The organism is Streptosporangium sp. NPDC004379, from assembly GCF_042873875.1.
In the GTDB taxonomy this organism is placed as follows: domain Bacteria; phylum Actinomycetota; class Actinomycetes; order Streptosporangiales; family Streptosporangiaceae; genus Streptosporangium.
On sequence record NZ_JBIAMC010000004.1, the window covers coordinates 298,942 to 314,309 of the forward strand.

General features: G+C 72.8%; 14 protein-coding genes. 13 read left to right on the forward strand and 1 reads right to left on the reverse strand.

Annotated elements, in window-relative coordinates; all coding sequences use genetic code 11:
• Nucleotides 1–150 precede the first annotated feature (150 nt).
• From recG to ftsY, 11 genes are all read left to right on the forward strand, one after another.
• Nucleotides 151–2,322 carry an ATP-dependent DNA helicase RecG gene (gene recG / locus ACFYSC_RS11325; RefSeq protein WP_389959883.1) on the forward strand — a complete coding sequence of 724 codons (2,172 nt, stop codon included), beginning with the start codon at nt 151–153 and terminating at the stop codon, nt 2,320–2,322.
• Between the two features lie 481 nt (nt 2,323–2,803).
• Entirely contained in the window at nt 2,804–3,373 is a 570-nt protein-coding gene (gene rsmD / locus ACFYSC_RS11330) for a 16S rRNA (guanine(966)-N(2))-methyltransferase RsmD (RefSeq protein ID WP_389959885.1), read from the forward strand.
• 16 nt (nt 3,374–3,389) lie between these two features.
• Complete coding sequence (gene coaD / locus ACFYSC_RS11335; protein WP_389959887.1) at nt 3,390–3,866, forward strand: pantetheine-phosphate adenylyltransferase; 477 nt, start codon at nt 3,390–3,392, stop codon at nt 3,864–3,866.
• Between the two features lie 65 nt (nt 3,867–3,931).
• Nucleotides 3,932–4,486: a YceD family protein gene (locus ACFYSC_RS11340; RefSeq protein WP_389959890.1), complete on the forward strand. Its 555-nt coding sequence runs from the start codon at nt 3,932–3,934 to the stop codon at nt 4,484–4,486.
• A gap of 1 nt (nt 4,487) precedes the next feature.
• The gene (gene rpmF / locus ACFYSC_RS11345) at nt 4,488–4,667 is read left to right on the forward strand and encodes a 50S ribosomal protein L32 (protein WP_179824792.1); all 180 of its coding nucleotides are present in this window, start codon (nt 4,488–4,490) and stop codon (nt 4,665–4,667) included.
• A gap of 210 nt (nt 4,668–4,877) precedes the next feature.
• Nucleotides 4,878–5,618: a ribonuclease III gene (gene rnc / locus ACFYSC_RS11350; protein WP_362941504.1), complete on the forward strand. Its 741-nt coding sequence runs from the start codon at nt 4,878–4,880 to the stop codon at nt 5,616–5,618.
• Between the two features lie 168 nt (nt 5,619–5,786).
• On the forward strand, nt 5,787–6,653 hold the full coding sequence (mutM, locus tag ACFYSC_RS11355) for a bifunctional DNA-formamidopyrimidine glycosylase/DNA-(apurinic or apyrimidinic site) lyase (RefSeq protein ID WP_389959892.1): 867 nt from the start codon (nt 5,787–5,789) through the stop codon (nt 6,651–6,653).
• Complete coding sequence (locus tag ACFYSC_RS11360) at nt 6,650–6,925, forward strand: acylphosphatase (RefSeq protein WP_362941498.1); 276 nt, start codon at nt 6,650–6,652, stop codon at nt 6,923–6,925. Before mutM ends, ACFYSC_RS11360 begins: the two co-directional genes overlap by 4 nt.
• Nucleotides 6,926–7,113: 188 nt before the next feature.
• Nucleotides 7,114–7,305 (forward strand): hypothetical protein, encoded by a 192-nt coding sequence (locus ACFYSC_RS11365; protein ID WP_179824786.1) that lies wholly within the window; start codon nt 7,114–7,116, stop codon nt 7,303–7,305.
• A gap of 404 nt (nt 7,306–7,709) precedes the next feature.
• Nucleotides 7,710–11,408: a chromosome segregation protein SMC gene (gene smc, locus ACFYSC_RS11370; protein ID WP_389959896.1), complete on the forward strand. Its 3,699-nt coding sequence runs from the start codon at nt 7,710–7,712 to the stop codon at nt 11,406–11,408.
• Between the two features lie 231 nt (nt 11,409–11,639).
• The gene (ftsY, locus tag ACFYSC_RS11375; protein ID WP_389960316.1) at nt 11,640–12,758 is read left to right on the forward strand and encodes a signal recognition particle-docking protein FtsY; all 1,119 of its coding nucleotides are present in this window, start codon (nt 11,640–11,642) and stop codon (nt 12,756–12,758) included.
• A 230-nt stretch (nt 12,759–12,988) separates the two neighbouring features.
• On the opposite strand, the gene ACFYSC_RS11380 is transcribed toward ftsY, so the two are convergent.
• On the reverse strand, nt 12,989–13,939 hold the full coding sequence (locus ACFYSC_RS11380; protein WP_389959899.1) for a helix-turn-helix transcriptional regulator: 951 nt from the start codon (nt 13,937–13,939) through the stop codon (nt 12,989–12,991).
• Nucleotides 13,940–14,122: 183 nt separating this feature from the next.
• Between ACFYSC_RS11380 and ACFYSC_RS11385 the strand changes: the two genes are divergently transcribed.
• The gene (locus tag ACFYSC_RS11385) at nt 14,123–14,560 is read left to right on the forward strand and encodes a carboxymuconolactone decarboxylase family protein (protein WP_389959902.1); all 438 of its coding nucleotides are present in this window, start codon (nt 14,123–14,125) and stop codon (nt 14,558–14,560) included.
• Nucleotides 14,561–14,729: 169 nt separating this feature from the next.
• Complete coding sequence (locus ACFYSC_RS11390; protein ID WP_389959905.1) at nt 14,730–15,335, forward strand: YdeI family protein; 606 nt, start codon at nt 14,730–14,732, stop codon at nt 15,333–15,335.
• Nucleotides 15,336–15,368: the final 33 nt, after the last annotated feature.

The following is a 15,368-nucleotide window of genomic DNA, read 5'->3' on the forward strand; positions in this document are numbered from 1 at the left end:
CGCGACGGCGTACGGCGCGACGGCGCGACGGGACGGCGGCGTACGGGACGGCGGCGTACGGGACGGCGGTGCGGCGTGCCGTACGGCACGGCGGGACCGGCGGGGCGGCGGCGAGCCGGTTCTGTCCGCCGGACGCGGTAGAAACGTGGGGTGACGAGCTTCGACGAGCCGCTGACGAAGGCGCTGGACCCCAAGACCTCCAAGCTGCTGGAGAGCGTTCTCGGCCTGCGCACCGTCGGTGACCTCCTGCGGCACTACCCGCGCCGCTACGCCGAGCGGGGCGAGCTGACCGACCTCGACGACCTGCAGATCGACGAGCACGTCACCGTGGTGGGCGAGGTGACCAGGCTCATGCGCAGGCCGATGCGGAACAAGGGCGGCACCTGGCTGGAGGTCGAGGTCGTCGACGGCCGCCGCAGCAAGATCTATCTCTCCTTCTTCGGCCGGGCGTCCCACATCGCCGAGACACGGCTGCGTCCCGGGCGGCGCGGCATGTTCGCCGGCAAGGTCGGCGCGTTCGGGCAGGGCGAAAAGCGCAGGTGGCAGCTCTCCCACCCCGAGTTCGAGATGTTCGACGAGACCGAGGCGGCCGCCGAGGAGTTCGCCGCGGCGCTGGTGCCGATCTACCCCGCGGGCAAGGACGTCACGCCCTGGGCGATCCGCCGGGCGCTGGGGGTCGTCCTCGACACCCTCGGCCCGCTCGACGACCCGCTCCCGGCCGACCTGCGTGCCCGCCACCGGCTGCCCGGCCTGGCCGAGGCGCTGCTGGCGATCCACCGGCCGCGCGACCACGCCGACGTCTCCCGGGCGCGCAAGCGGCTGAAGTTCGACGAGGCGTTCACGCTGCAGGCGGTGCTGGTGCAGCGCAAGATGGCGGCCGGATCCTGGCCCGCCACGCCCCGGCCGCCGCGCGGCGACGGCCTGCTGGCCGACTTCGACGCGCGCCTGCCGTTCCAGCTCACCGAGGGGCAGCGGGACGTCGGCGAGGAGATCGCCGACGACCTCGCCCGGCCCCACCCCATGCACCGGTTGCTGCAGGGCGAGGTCGGCGCGGGCAAGACCGTCGTCGCGCTGCGCGCCATGCTCCAGGTGGTCGACGCCGGCGGGCAGGCCGTGCTGCTGGCCCCCACCGAGGTGCTGGCCCAGCAGCACCACCGCTCGATCACCGCCATGCTCGGCGACCTGGCCACGGGCGGCATGTTCGGCGGCACCTCCGTCGCGCTGCTGACCGGCTCGCTGGGCGCCGCGGCCCGCCGCTCGGCCATGCTCGACGCGGCCTCGGGGGCGGCCGGCATCGTGGTCGGCACCCACGCGGTGCTCCAGGAGCGGGTGCAGTTCGCCGACCTGGGCCTGGTGGTGGTGGACGAGCAGCACCGCTTCGGCGTCGAGCAGCGCGACGCGCTGCGCGAGAAGGCCGGGGAGGGGCGGCCGCACGTGCTGGTCATGACCGCCACCCCGATCCCGCGCACGGTCGCCATGACGGTCTTCGGCGACCTCACGGTCTCCACGCTCTCCCAGCTCCCCTCCGGCCGCGCCCCGATCACCACGCACGTGGTGCCCGCCGCGGAGAAGCCGCACTTCCTCGACCGCGCCTGGACGCGGCTGCGTGAGGAGGTCGGGCTGGGCCGGCAGGCGTACATCGTCTGTCCCCGCATCGGCGACCTGGAGGGCGACGAGGGTGACCTGACGAAGGGCGACGACGAGCGGCGGCCGCCGCTGGCCGTGCTCGACGTGGCCCAGATGCTGTCGGAGGGGCCGCTCTCCGGCCTCCGTACGGCGGTGCTGCACGGCAAGCTGCCTCCCGAGGAGAAGGACGCCGTGATGCGGGCCTTCGCCCGCGGCGAGGTCGACGTCCTGGTGGCGACCACGGTCATCGAGGTCGGCGTGGACGTCCCCAACTCCTCGGTCATGGTGATCATGGATGCCGACCGGTTCGGCGTCTCCCAGCTCCACCAGCTGCGCGGCCGGGTCGGCCGGGGCGGGCTGCCGGGGCTGTGCCTGCTGGTGAGCGACGCCCCGGGCGGCACGCCCGCCCGGCAGCGGCTCGACGCGGTGGCCGCGACCCTCGACGGCTTCGAGCTGTCACGCGTCGACCTGGAGCAGCGCCGCGAGGGCGACGTGCTCGGCGTGGCGCAGTCGGGGCGCCGGTCGTCGCTGAAGATGCTCCAGCTCTTGCGTGACGAGGAGGTGATCCTCGCCGCCCGCGCGGACGCCGAGGAGATGCTTGCGGCCGACCCCGAGCTGATCGGGCACCCGGTGCTCCGTACGGAGATCGACCGGCTGCTGGCCGACGAGCGCGCCGAGTATCTGGAGAAGGCCTGACGGCGGCGTGCCCGGAAGGGCCGTGCCGGAACGGCGGCGCGGGATCGGCGGAGGCGAGGGTCCGGCGGCGCGGGGACGCGGAGGTCCCGAGGGCCCAACTGCGGGGACGGCCTCCCCCCGAATGCCGTCCCCGCTTGGGCCCACTCTCGGGTCAGGTGCCGAGAGCACCGGCGTGCGGAAGGGCTCACGACCACGCCGGTCGGCCTTCCCCTGGGACTGTCGAAGGCCGCAGGACTCATCATGCAAGGCGTGGGGGCCGGGGGGAACGACCCTTGCGGTTTCGTCGCCGCTCCTTGCCCACTCTTGACCTAGATCACCTGGCGAAACCCTTTTGACCTGCGGTTATGCGATGCGCCGCGACACGCCGGGGTGCGCCGCCGTACCGCTGCCGCGCTTTTCCGGCGACCGGTCGCCGGCCTGCCGGGAGGGGGCCGGGCGGCCGCGCGGCCGGACGCGCCGGGAGGACTGGGACAATGAGCCGGTGAGCCGAGTGATCGCGGGAAGCGCAGGGGGGCGGCGGCTGGCGGTGCCGCCGGGCCGGGGCACCCGCCCCACGAGCGACCGGGCCAGGGAGGGCATCTTCTCCACCGTGGGCTCGCTCCTCGGCCCGCTGGACGGCGCCAGGGTGCTCGACCTGTACGCCGGGTCCGGCGCGATCGGGCTGGAGGCGCTGTCACGCGGGGCCGCGCACGCGCTGCTGGTGGAGTCCGACGCCAAAGCGGTCCGGACGATCAGGGCGAACATCGCGAGCCTGGGCCTGCCCGGAGCCGAGCTCGCGGCAGACCGGGTCGAGCGGGTGCTCGCCAGGGGCGCGGCCGAGCCGTACGACCTGGTGTTCGCCGACCCGCCGTACGCGGTGGCCGACGCGGAGGTGCGGGCCGTCCTGGAGCGGCTGCGCGACCACGGCTGGCTGGCCGGGGACGCGCTGGTGGCGGTGGAGCGGGAGAGCCGGGGCGAGGCCCTTCGGTGGCCTTCGGGGTACGAAGAGGAGAGGGTCCGTCGCTATGGCGAAGCGTCCGTTTGGTACGGTCGCGCCGCCGGGAATCCATAGAGCAGGGGGTCGCGCCTTGCGTCGCGTCGTATGCCCGGGATCGTTCGATCCCGTCACCAACGGCCACCTGGACATCATCGGCCGGGCCTCCCGGCAGTACGACGAGGTCGTCGTATCCGTCCTGATCAACATCGAGAAGAAGAGCCTGTTCACGGTCGAGGAGCGCATCGAGATGCTCCGGTCCGTCACCAAGGAGTACGGCAACGTCCGGGTGGACAAGTTCCACGGCCTGCTGGTCGACTACTGCAGGCAGCAGGAGATCCCGGCGATCGTCAAGGGGCTGCGCGCGGTCAGCGACTTCGACTACGAGCTGCAGCAGGCCCAGCTCAACTACCGGATGTCCGGGGTGGAGACGCTGTTCATGGCGACCGGCCCGGAGGTGTCGTTCCTGTCGTCCAGCCGCATCAAGGAGATCGTCCGCTACGGCGGGGACGTGACCGGTCTGGTGCCGGAGCTGGTCGAGCGACGGCTGGTGGAACGGCTCAGGGGTTAGGCCCTGGTATTCTCTTGTTTTGCCTTGCACGACGGCGGTGATTCGCCATGCCTGATGAGAGTGACATGACTCTGCAGACCCTCGACCCCCGAGCCCCGTGGGTGATCTCCACCCATGATCTGGGGCGGAGGCCGGGAAGTATGCGGCAGATGTCCCTCACCCTTCCGGCACCGGCGAACCTCGGCGTCGAGATGATCGGCGTCCCCGTGGACGCCGACGTCGAGCTGGACATCCGCCTTGAGGCGGTCATGGAGGGCGTGCTCGTCACGGGCACGGCGCAGACCCCGCTGCGGGGGGAGTGCGCACGGTGCCTGGAAGAGATCACTTCGGAGACCGAAGTGGGCTTCCAGGAGCTGTTCTTCTACTCGGCGGAGGATGCCGCCGAGGACGACTCGCTTCTCGACGGTGAACTGTTCGATCTCGAACCCGTCTTCCGTGACGCGGTGGTGCTCACACTGCCGCTGAGCCCGGTCTGCAGTGAAGACTGCGAGGGGCTCTGCGCGGAGTGCGGGGTCAGGCTGGCGGACGCCGAGCCCGGTCACAAGCACGAGGTGATCGACGCCCGCTGGGCCAAGCTGCAAGGTCTGGTTCCGGAACATAACAACGATCAGGAGAGCTGACGTGGCTGTCCCCAAGCGCAAGATGTCGCGGAGCAACACTCGCTCCCGCAGGTCGCAGTGGAAGGCCGCCGCGGTTTCGCTCGTGAGCTGCCCCCAGTGCCGCTCGCCGAAGCGTCCGCACGTGGCGTGCCCGTCCTGCGGCACCTACAACCGCCGTCAGGTGATCGAGCCCTCCGCCTGATCGCGTTCTGACTGTACGGATGCCGGCCGGGTCCCCTTCGGGCCTGGCCGGCGTCTTCCGTTCCATCCGGCGCGATGGCGGCTCGCCCGCGGCTGTGGTGGACGCCGGGGTCACGGTGCCGTGCACCCTCCCGACGCCCACCACGTCTTCGGGCACTCCCGTCTCTCTTCGCCATCGCGCGTTCACCGTCGAAGAGCGAGGAGAAGACGTATGGGTGCGAGCGTCAAGCCGATGGCCGTCGAACTGGCCCGTGACGAGCTGGAGCGGGTCCTCGGGGTGCGGCTGGAGGCCGCGATCCTGGAGCGGGCCCTGACCCACCGCTCCTACGCCTACGAGAACGGCGGGCTGCCGACCAACGAGCGCCTGGAGTTCCTGGGCGACTCGGTGCTGGGCCTGGTGGTCACCGACACCCTCTACCGCAACCACCCCGACCTGCCCGAGGGGCAGCTGGCCAAGCTGCGGGCCGCGGTGGTCAACATGCGCGCCCTCGCCGACGTGGCCCGCACCCTGGAGCTCGGCAGGTTCATGCGCCTGGGCCGGGGCGAGGAGGGCACCGGAGGGCGTGACAAGTCCTCCATCCTCGCCGACACGCTGGAGGCGCTGATCGGCTCGGTGTACGTCGACAAGGGCCTCGGCGAGGCGTTCCGCGTCGTCCACCTGCTGTTCGACCCGCTCATCACGCGTTCGGCGTCGCTGGGCGCCGGGCTCGACTGGAAGACCTCCCTGCAGGAGCTGACGGCCTCCGAGTCGCTCGGCGTGCCGGACTACCACGTCGAGGAGAGCGGCCCCGACCACGCCAAGTCCTTCGCCGCGGTGGTCCGCCTCGGCGGCGAGGAGTACGGCTCGGGCTCCGGGCGTTCCAAGAAGGAGGCGGAGCAGCAGGCCGCCGAGGCCGCCTGGAACCGCATCCGCAGCGACCGCGACAGGCGCGAGGCCGGCACCGCGCCCTGAGCGCCCTGAACGTCCGGGGCGCGCCCTGAGCGTCCGGGGCGTGTCGGCCGGGCCCCACGGGTACCGTGGGCGCCTGAGCGGTCGGCGGCGCTGCGTCCCACCGTGTCTCCGCACGTCGCGCCGCCCGGCGCGGCGTCCGTGGCCAACGTCCTGAGAGAGGGGGCCGGCATGCCCGAGTTGCCGGAGGTGGAGGTCGTACGGCGCGGCCTGGAGCGCTGGGTGTCCGGCCGGGTCGTGGCCCGCGCCGAGGTGCTGCACCCCCGGGCGATCCGCCGCCACGTCCCCGGCGCGGAGGAGTTCGCCTCCCGGCTGGCGGACCGCACGGTCGGGACGGCCCAGCGGCGGGGCAAGTATCTCTGGCTGCCGCTGGACGGCTCCGACGCGGTGCTGGCCCATCTCGGGATGAGCGGCCAGCTGCTGGTGGTCGAGCCGGACTCGCCCCTGGAGAAGCACCTGCGGATCCGGATCGCCTTCGCCGACGGCGGCCCCGAGCTGCGTTTCGTGGACCAGCGGACCTTCGGGCACGTGCTGGTCACCCCGCTGGCCCGCGCCGGGGGCCGGGACGTCCCCGAGCCGATCGTCCACATCGCGGCCGACCCGTTCGAGGAGCACTTCGACGAGGACGGCTTCGCCCACCGGCTGCGCGCCCGGCGGACCGAGGTCAAGCGGGCGCTGCTCGACCAGTCGCTGATCAGCGGGGTCGGCAACATCTACGCCGACGAGGCGCTGTGGCGGGCCCGGCTGCACGGGTCGCGGCCCACCTCGGCGCTGACCCGGCCGGAGATCTCCGAACTGCTGGGCGCGGCCCGCGAGGTGATGTCCGCGGCCCTGGCCGTGGGCGGCACGTCCTTCGACAGCCTGTACGTGAACGTCAACGGCGAGAGCGGCTACTTCGAGCGGTCGCTGAACGTGTACGGCAGGCGCGACGAGCCCTGCGGGCGGTGCGGCGCGCCGATCGTCCGGGAGTCGTTCATGAACCGCTCCTCCTACAGCTGTCCCCGCTGCCAGCCGCGTCCGGGCGGGGTCGCGGCGTGAGCGCCGTCCGGCTGACCGCCTGGGTCAGGGGGGACGTCCAGGGGGTGGGTTTCCGCTGGTGGACGCGGTCCCGGGCGCTGGAGCTCGGCCTGGCCGGCTGGGCCAGGAACACCGCCGACGGCCGGGTGGAGGTCGTGGCGGAGGGTCCCCGGGAGTCCTGCGAGGAGCTGCTCACCCTGCTGCGCGGCGGCCGCACTCCGGGGCGGGTCGACGGGGTGGCGGAACGTTGGAGTGAGGCGAAAGGATCACCCGTCGGCTTCGCGGAACGTTAAACCATTTCCCTGATTCGCCAAATTAGGGTATAATTCAATGTCGAGAGTGCCCACAGGTGCATCCATAGGGAGCGTTCAGCTTGACCGTCTCTCTCGCCGGTGCGACTCTTGATAAGAACCACGCGCACCCCTCCCGCGGCAAGAAGTGCGCGAACCAGTCTGGTCACTCAGCGTGGAGGACCCTTAACATGGCGAAGGCTCTACTCGGCCACGTCGGCGGTCCTGACCCTCGGATGGTCTCGGAAATGCGCCGTCTCCAGCAGCGCATCCGTGATCTCGAGGCAGAGCTCACCCGGCTCCAGGCCCAGAACGCCGAACTCACGGGCAACCGTGATGAGGAGTTCACCCGCCTGCAGGATCGTGAGCCGGCTCTCACCTAGAGGCCGGGGCGAACACACATTGTCCAGGGACGCCTCTTGAGGCGTCCCTTGTCATGTCGCGGGCCGCACGCACCAGGCGGCCCGCCATGACGTCTCCCGTTCCGGGCCGCGTCCGACGCGGCCCTTTCCGGCGTTCCCCGCCGCGGATCACACCCGATCGGCCCGTAGCGGTGTCTTCCGCTCACCGGCCGGCCGCGCCCCTCCCTCCCGGGGAACGGCCCGCTCTCCCGCGGGCGGACGCCGCCGAAGAACGGTAGTCTTCCCAGGCGGGAGCGGTGACCTCCCGGGCGGACGGGCGGAGAAGCCGAGCCGCCCGCGCGACGAGGGGCACCGGCACCCGCGCCCGACCCGCGCCGACGCGCGGCGTCCGGGCCGGTCATCACGCGGGAGGACGGGGGATCTCGTTGTACCTCAAGACCCTCACCCTGCGCGGTTTCAAGTCGTTCGCCTCGGCCACCACCCTGCGCTTCGAGCCGGGCATCACCGCCGTCGTCGGCCCCAACGGGTCCGGCAAGTCCAACGTGGTCGACGCCCTGGCCTGGGTCATGGGCGAGCACAGCGCCAAGTCCCTGCGCGGCGGCAAGATGGAGGACGTCATCTTCGCCGGCACCTCCTCCCGGGCCCCGTTGGGCCGGGCCGAGGTCACGCTCACCATCGACAACACCGACGGTGCGCTGCCCATCGACTACACCGAGGTCACGATCAGCCGCCTGATGTTCCGGGCCGGCCAGAGCGAGTACGCCATCAACGGCGACACCTGCCGCCTGCTCGACATCCAGGAGCTGCTGTCCGACTCCGGCATCGGCCGGGAGATGCACGTCATCGTCGGCCAGGGCCAGCTCGACCAGGTGCTGCACGCCGGCCCGGAGGACCGCCGGGCGTTCATCGAGGAGGCCGCGGGCGTCCTGAAGCACCGCAAGCGCAAGGAGAAGGCGCTGCGGAAGCTGGACGCGATGCAGGCCAACCTCACCCGGGTCCAGGACCTCACCACCGAGCTGCGCCGCCAGCTCAAGCCCCTGGGACGGCAGGCCGAGATCGCCCGCCGGGCCGCCGTCATCCAGGCCGACCTGCGCGACGCCCGGCTCCGGCTGCTCGCCGACGACGTGCTCACCCTGCGCGCCGCGCTGGAGCGGGAGGTCGCCGACGAGGCCGCGGTGCTTGCCCGCCGTACGGCGGTGGAGACCGAGCTGGAGGAGGGCCAGCGGTCCGAGGCGGAGCTGGAGGCCGCCGAGGCCGAGGCCCAGCCGAGGCTGGCCGCCGCCCAGGAGACCTACTTCGGGCTCGCCTCGCTGCGCGACCGGCTGCGCGGCCTGTCCGGGCTGGCCGCCGAGCGCCACCGGCACGCCAGTGACACCGCGGTGGAACGGCGCGGCCGCGACCCGGAGGATTACGAACGCGAGGCCGAGGAGGTCCGCGAGCAGGAACGGGTGCTGGAGGAGCTGCTCGCCGACGCCCAGGAGACGCTCGCCGCGGCCGTGGCCCGGCGCGCCGAGACCGAGTCGGCTCTCGCGACGGAGGAACGCCGGCTGGCCGCCGAGGCCAGGGCCGCCGCCGACCGGCGCGAGGGCCTGGCGGCCCTGCGGGGCCGCGTCGGGGCCGCCCGCAGCCGCGCCGAGGCCGCCGAGGCGGAGATCGGGCGTCTGGAGCGCTCCCTTGAGGAGGCGCTGCGGCGCGCCGAGACCGCCCAGGCCGAGCACGACAGCCAGGAGGGCTCCGACCCCGCCTCCGCCGACCCGGCCCTCACCGCCCTCGCCGAGGAGCTGGAGATGGCCCTCGCGGCCGTCGAGGAGTCCCGGGATGCCGTCGAGCGGGCCAGGGCGCTGGTGGACGACGCCAAGGCCGCCGTCACCGGCCCGACCTCCGCCCTGGGCACGGCGCGGGCCGCCCTCGCCGCGGCGCGCAAGGCCGAGGCGGAGTCGCAGCGGCAGGTCGCCGCGCTGGAGGCCCGCCGCGAGACGCTGGAGCTGAGCCTGGCCAGGGGGGTGGACGGCGGCGCGGCGCTGCTCGCCGCCGACCTCGCCGGTGTGCTCGGCCCGGTCGCCGCGATGCTCGCCGTACGGCAGGGCGCGGAGGCGGCCGTCGCCGCGGTGCTGGGCGCCGCCGCCGAGGCCGTCGCGGTGGAGTCGCTGCAGAGCGCGGCCGACGCGATCGACTTCCTGCGCGGCCGGGACGGCGGCCGGGCGGACCTGGTCATCACCGCCGACGGCTCCGGGGGCGGCTCCCCCCGCGACCCGGTGCCGGTCGCCGGGGCCGAGTGGGCGCTCGACCTGGTCGAGGTCCCCGCCGCCCTGAGCGCCGCCGCCGAGCACCTGCTGGGCGGCGTGCTGGTGGTCGACGACCTCGCGACCGCGCGCAAGGCGGTCGAGCAGTGGCCAGGGCTGCGCGCGGCGACCCGCGCCGGCGACCTGCTGGGCGCGCACGTCGCCCGGGGCGGTTCCGCCGACGGCGGCTCCGCGCTGCGGATGCGGGCCGCGCTGGACGAGGCCGCCGCCGACCTGGAGGAGGCCCGGCACCGGGCCGAGGAGGCCGCCGCCGCGCTGGAGGAGGCGGCCGAGGCCGAGGGCGAGGCGCAGCTCGCCGTCGAGGCGGCCCAGGCGCGGGTGGCCGAGACGCAGTCGGGCGTGCAGACCGCCCAGGCGGGGGTGAACGCGGCGCAGGCCGTACTGGACGAGCTGAGGTCCCGCCAGCGCGACGCCGACCAGCGGACCGCCGCCGCGGCCCGCCGCCTCGCCCAGCTCGACGCCGCCGCCGCCGCGGCCCGCGGCGAGTGCGAGCGGCTGGCCCGGGGCGTGGCGTCGGCCCGCGAGGCCCGCGACCGCGACGCGGCGGGCCTGGCCGAGCTGGAGGAGCGCCTCGCCGCCGCGGAGAGCGCCGAGGAGCTCACCGAGGAGCCCACCACCGAGCTGCGCGACGAGCTGGCCGAGATCTGCGCCGAGGCCCGGCAGGGGGAGATGGAGGCCCGCCTGTCCGTGCGGACGGCCGAGGAGCGGGTCAGGGGCATCGCGGGCCGCGCCGAGGAACTGGAGCGGGCCGCCGAGCAGGAGCGCGAGGAACGGGCCAGGGCGGCCGAGCTGCGGGAGCGGCGGCGCCGGCAGGCCCGCACGGCGCAGGCGGTCGTCCGGGGCGCCGAGCGGGCGCTGGCCGTGCTGGAGGTGTCGCTGGCGGCCGCCGCCGCCGAACGCGACGAGGCCGAGCAGGCGCGCGGGCGGATCGACGCCTCACTGAAGTCGATGCGCGTCCGGGTCCGCGAGCTGACGGCGGAGCTGGACAAGCTGGTCAACCGCGCCCACGGCAGCGAGGTGGCCCGGACCGAGCGGCGGCTGCGCCTGGAGCAGCTCGAAGCGCGGGCCACGGAGGAGTTCGGCGTCGAGACCGACGTCCTGGTCGCCGAGTACGGCCCCGACCAGCCGGTCCCGGCGGCCGACGGCGACCCCGTCCCCTACGTGCGCGAGGAGCAGGAGAAGCGGGCGAAGGCGGCCGAGCGGCAGATGACCCAGCTCGGCAAGGTCAACCCGCTGGCGCTGGAGGAGTTCGCGGCGCTGGAGGAGCGGCACGCGTTCCTGACCTCCCAGCTGGAGGACCTGAAGAAGACCCGCCGTGACCTGCTGCTCGTGGTCAAGGAGGTGGACGACCGGGTCGAGCAGGTCTTCGCCGCCGCCTACGAGGACGTGGCGCGGGAGTTCGAGCAGATCTTCACCCGGGTCTTCCCCGGGGGCGAGGGCAGGCTGCTGCTGACCGACCCCTCCGACATGCTCACCACCGGAGTCGAGGTCGAGGCCCGCCCGCCGGGCAAGAAGGTCAAGCGGCTGTCGCTGCTGTCGGGCGGCGAGCGGTCGCTGACCGCGGTGGCCTTCCTCGTGGCGATCTTCAAGGCCCGGCCCTCGCCGTTCTACGTGATGGACGAGGTCGAGGCCGCGCTCGACGACACCAACACCCAGCGCCTGCTGACCCTGTTCGAGGAGCTGCGGCAGACCTCCCAGCTCATCGTGATCACCCACCAGAAGCGCACGATGGAGATCGCCGACGCGCTGTACGGCGTGTCGATGCGCGGCGACGGCGTCTCCCACGTCATCAGCCAGCGGCTGCGCGAGCAGGAGGACTGACCCGGGGTCCGGTCGCGGGCGCGCGGCCGAGCGGCCGAGCCGTACGGGCGGCCGAGCCGTACGGGCGCGGCGGTCCGGCCGCGGGACCGACGCCCGGACGAGGGGACACGGGGCCGGTTCGGGCCCCTCGGGGTACGGAGCATCACCCGCCGTCTGGAAAACTGTGGTCTTGTGGAACCCATCGGCATAATCGCGATCGTCGTCGCCATCCTTGTGCTGGCGGCCGGCAGCATGGTCCTGCTGCTCCGGCCGCGTGGCAAGGCGGCGCCTCCGCCGGTCGAGCCGCCCGAGGTGCGGATCCCGGAGGAGACACAGGCACCGCCCAGGGCGGCGGTGGAGGACCAGGAGGCGACGACCACCGTCCCGCCTCCGCGGACCACGCCGGCCGAGCCGATGGTCGTCCCGCCCCCGGCGGTGGAGGTCCCGCCGCCGTCCGCGGGCCGGATGGTACGGCTGCGCGCCCGGCTGGCCCGCTCGCAGAACACCTTCGGCAAGGGCCTGCTCGAACTGCTCTCCCGTGACCGTCTCGACGACGACACGTGGGACGAGATCGAGGAGACCCTGATCACCGCCGACGTCGGGATCGCCCCGACGCAGGCGATGGTCGAGGATCTGCGGACGCAGGTGAAGATCCTGGGCAGCCGCACGCCCGACGAGGCGCGCGCCCTGCTCCGCAAGGAGCTGCTCACCCAGATCGGCACCGACCTCGACCGCACCCTGCACGTCCAGCCGCACGGCGAGCGCCCGGCCGTGGTGCTGGTGGTCGGCGTCAACGGCACCGGCAAGACCACCACCACCGGCAAGCTGGCCCGCTCCCTCGTCGGCGACGGCCGCTCGGTCGTGCTCGGCGCGGCCGACACGTTCCGCGCCGCCGCCGCCGACCAGCTCCAGACCTGGGGAGACCGGGTCGGGGCCGAGGTCGTGCGCGGCCCGGAGGGCGGCGACCCCGCCTCGGTCGCCTTCGACGCCGTCGCCAGGGGCACGGCCGACAAGGCCGACGTGGTGATCGTGGACACCGCCGGCCGGCTGCACACCAAGACCGGCCTGATGGACGAGCTGGGCAAGGTCAAGCGGGTCATCGAGAAGAAGGCCACGGTCGACGAGGTCCTGCTCGTCCTCGACGCCACCACCGGCCAGAACGGCATGCGCCAGGCCCAGGTGTTCGCCGAGGTCGTGGACGTCACCGGCATCGCCCTGACCAAGCTGGACGGCACCGCCAAGGGCGGGATCATCATCTCCGTCCAGCGGGAGCTGGGCGTCCCGGTCAAGCTGGTCGGCCTGGGCGAGGGCCCGGACGACCTGGCGCCGTTCGACCCCGAGGTCTTCGTGGACGCGCTCCTCGGCGACTGATCCTGCTCACACGAGACGGCGGACGCCCCCGGGACATCCCGGGGGCGTCCGCCGTCCCAGGACCGGGCCATGGGCCATGGGCCATGGGCCGGCCGTTCCGGCCCTTGCACCCGAGGATGTCTCACTGAGGGAACCTCGATTGAGACGGTCGACACCGCGGTCACACTTCATGGTGGCCGGCGACATCTGTCACCGCGGGTGACCGCGTCGGCGATCGGTGGGTGTTCACGTCACACGTTGTCCTCGAGGAGTTGTCGTACGCGGGTGAGGAATGCCTGGCGGACCTCTTCTGGGTGCAGTATCTGGAGTGGTCGGCCGAGGCTGAGCAGGTAGCGGGCCAGGCCGTCGGCGTCCGGCCCGCCGATGTCGATGATCGTTGCGTCATCGCCGTCCGGGTGGTGGACGCCGACCGTCGACGGCACCAGCCTGCGCGCCTCATCGGCCGGTACGGCCAGGCGGATGGTCACCCGCACCGGGTGGGGCCTCAGCGCGATGCCCGTACCGACCATCTGTGCCGGATCCGGCGGGTCGGGCAGGGCGGCGGCCTGCCCGGTGGCCGTGGCATCGATGATGCGATCGGTGCGGAAGGTGCGCCAGTCCTGCCGTGTCAGGTCGTAGGCGAGGAGATACCAGCGGCGGCCGGTGTAGATGAGCCGGTGGGGGCCCACTCGGCGGGTGGACGTCGTTCCGGTCCGGTCGCGGTAGGTCAACCGGGTGCGTTCGCCTCGCCGGCACGCGGTGGCCAGGTCGAGGAGCAGCGCGGGGGAGATCTGGCTGTCGTCGGGTCGTGCGGTGTGGGTGAACGCGGTGTCCAGCCCGCCGAGCCGGTCGGCGATCCTGGCCGGCAGCACCTGGCGTAGTTTCAGCAGCGCCGACAGGGCTGCCTGGTCGCTGCCGGAGACTCCGCTGAAGGCGGCGGTGCGCAGCCCGACAGCGACTGCGAGGGCCTCCTCCTCGTCAAGGATCAGTGGCGGAATGCTGGTTCCGGGCCCGAGGTGGTAGCCGCCCCATGGGCCCATCTCGGATTCGATGCCGTAGCCGAGCTCACGTAGCCGGGCGATGTCCCGGCGAACCGTCCGTTCGGTGATCTCCAGCTGGGCGGAAAGATCAGCGCACGTCCAGGACCGCCGCGTTGACAGCAAAGACAGCAGCCGCAGCAGCCGTGCCGAGGTGTTGACCACGGCTCACAGTCTGCTCGATGACCAGGACCGTTTCTGACCGGGTCATACCGTAACGTCACCGCGTGGCCGGGAACTCCTCGGCCGAGAAGTCCATTACGGCGATGACCTCCGCCAGGGCGCCTCAGATGACGGGCCAGGGTGGGCGCACGTAACCGATGAGGGGCAGGATCCATGGAAGCACGTATGAAGAGCGTGGCGAATCCCGATGTGATCACGGCGATTCAGCATCTCCAGAAGGCGATTCACGCCGGTGGCGTCGACCCGCTCGTGCTCGAGCTGGTCCATCTGCGGGCCAGCCAGATCAACGGCTGCAGCCCGTGTGTGTTCGCCGGCGTCCAGTCTGCGAAGAAGCATGGCGAGACCGAGGAGCGGCTGCACAACGTGGTCGCCTGGCGCGAGGCCCCGTTCTTCACCGAGGAGGAGCGGGCGGCGCTCGCGCTGACCGAGGCCGCCACCCGGATCCAGGACGGCGCGCCGGGGGTGACCGACGAGATCTGGGATGCCGCCGCCACCTACTTCGACGAGAACCAGATGTCGGCGATCATTCTGAACATCGCACTCACCAACTTCTTCAACCGGATCAACCACACGATCCGGGAGCAGGCCGGCAAGGCCTGGTGAAGGCGGGCGGGCGCCATCCGGCCAGAGGCCGCGGTGGCGGCGTGGTGAAGGACGTGATCGGCCGGCTCCTCGCCGGCCGATCCGGCGCCGCTTCCGGCAGGTCCCCGTCCTGGGCTTCCACCTTCGGGTGACCGCCGGCAACCATCCCTTCTATGATCATCAGGGGCGCATGACGATGAGCGACGAACCACCGGAACTGACCGTCACCGATGCCCGAGCCTGGCGGGAGTGGCTCGGCAGGCACCACGACAGCTCGGCAGGGGTGTGGCTGGTCCTCGCCAAGCGGAACACGACCCGGCCCACCAGCCTGACCTATGACCAGGCGCTCGACGAAGCCCTCTGCCACGGCTGGATCGACGGTCGGCTACGACGGCGGGATGAGATCACCTTCTGCCGGCGCTTCACCCCTCGCGGAAGGCGAAGTCCCTGGTCGGCGCGGAACGTTTCCATCGTCACCCGTCTGATCGGCGAGGGCCGGATGCATCCGGCCGGAATGACCGAGGTCGAACGCGCCAAGGCCGACGGCCGCTGGGAGGCGGCCTACGCGGGACAAGCCGGCATCGAGGTGCCGGCCGACCTGGCCGCCGCACTGGCCGCGAAACCCCAGGCACAAGCCATGTTCGACATCCTCACCTCCCAGAACCGCTACGCCGTTCTCTATCGGATCACGAACGCCAAACGCGCCGAGACCCGAGCCCGCCGTATCACCCGGCTCGTTGACATGCTCGCCCGCGGCGAGGCGATCCACCCGCAAAAGCGCGCCCTCGGCGGTTGAACGCCGGCCCACCCCTCGCTCCGCCAAGCCCAC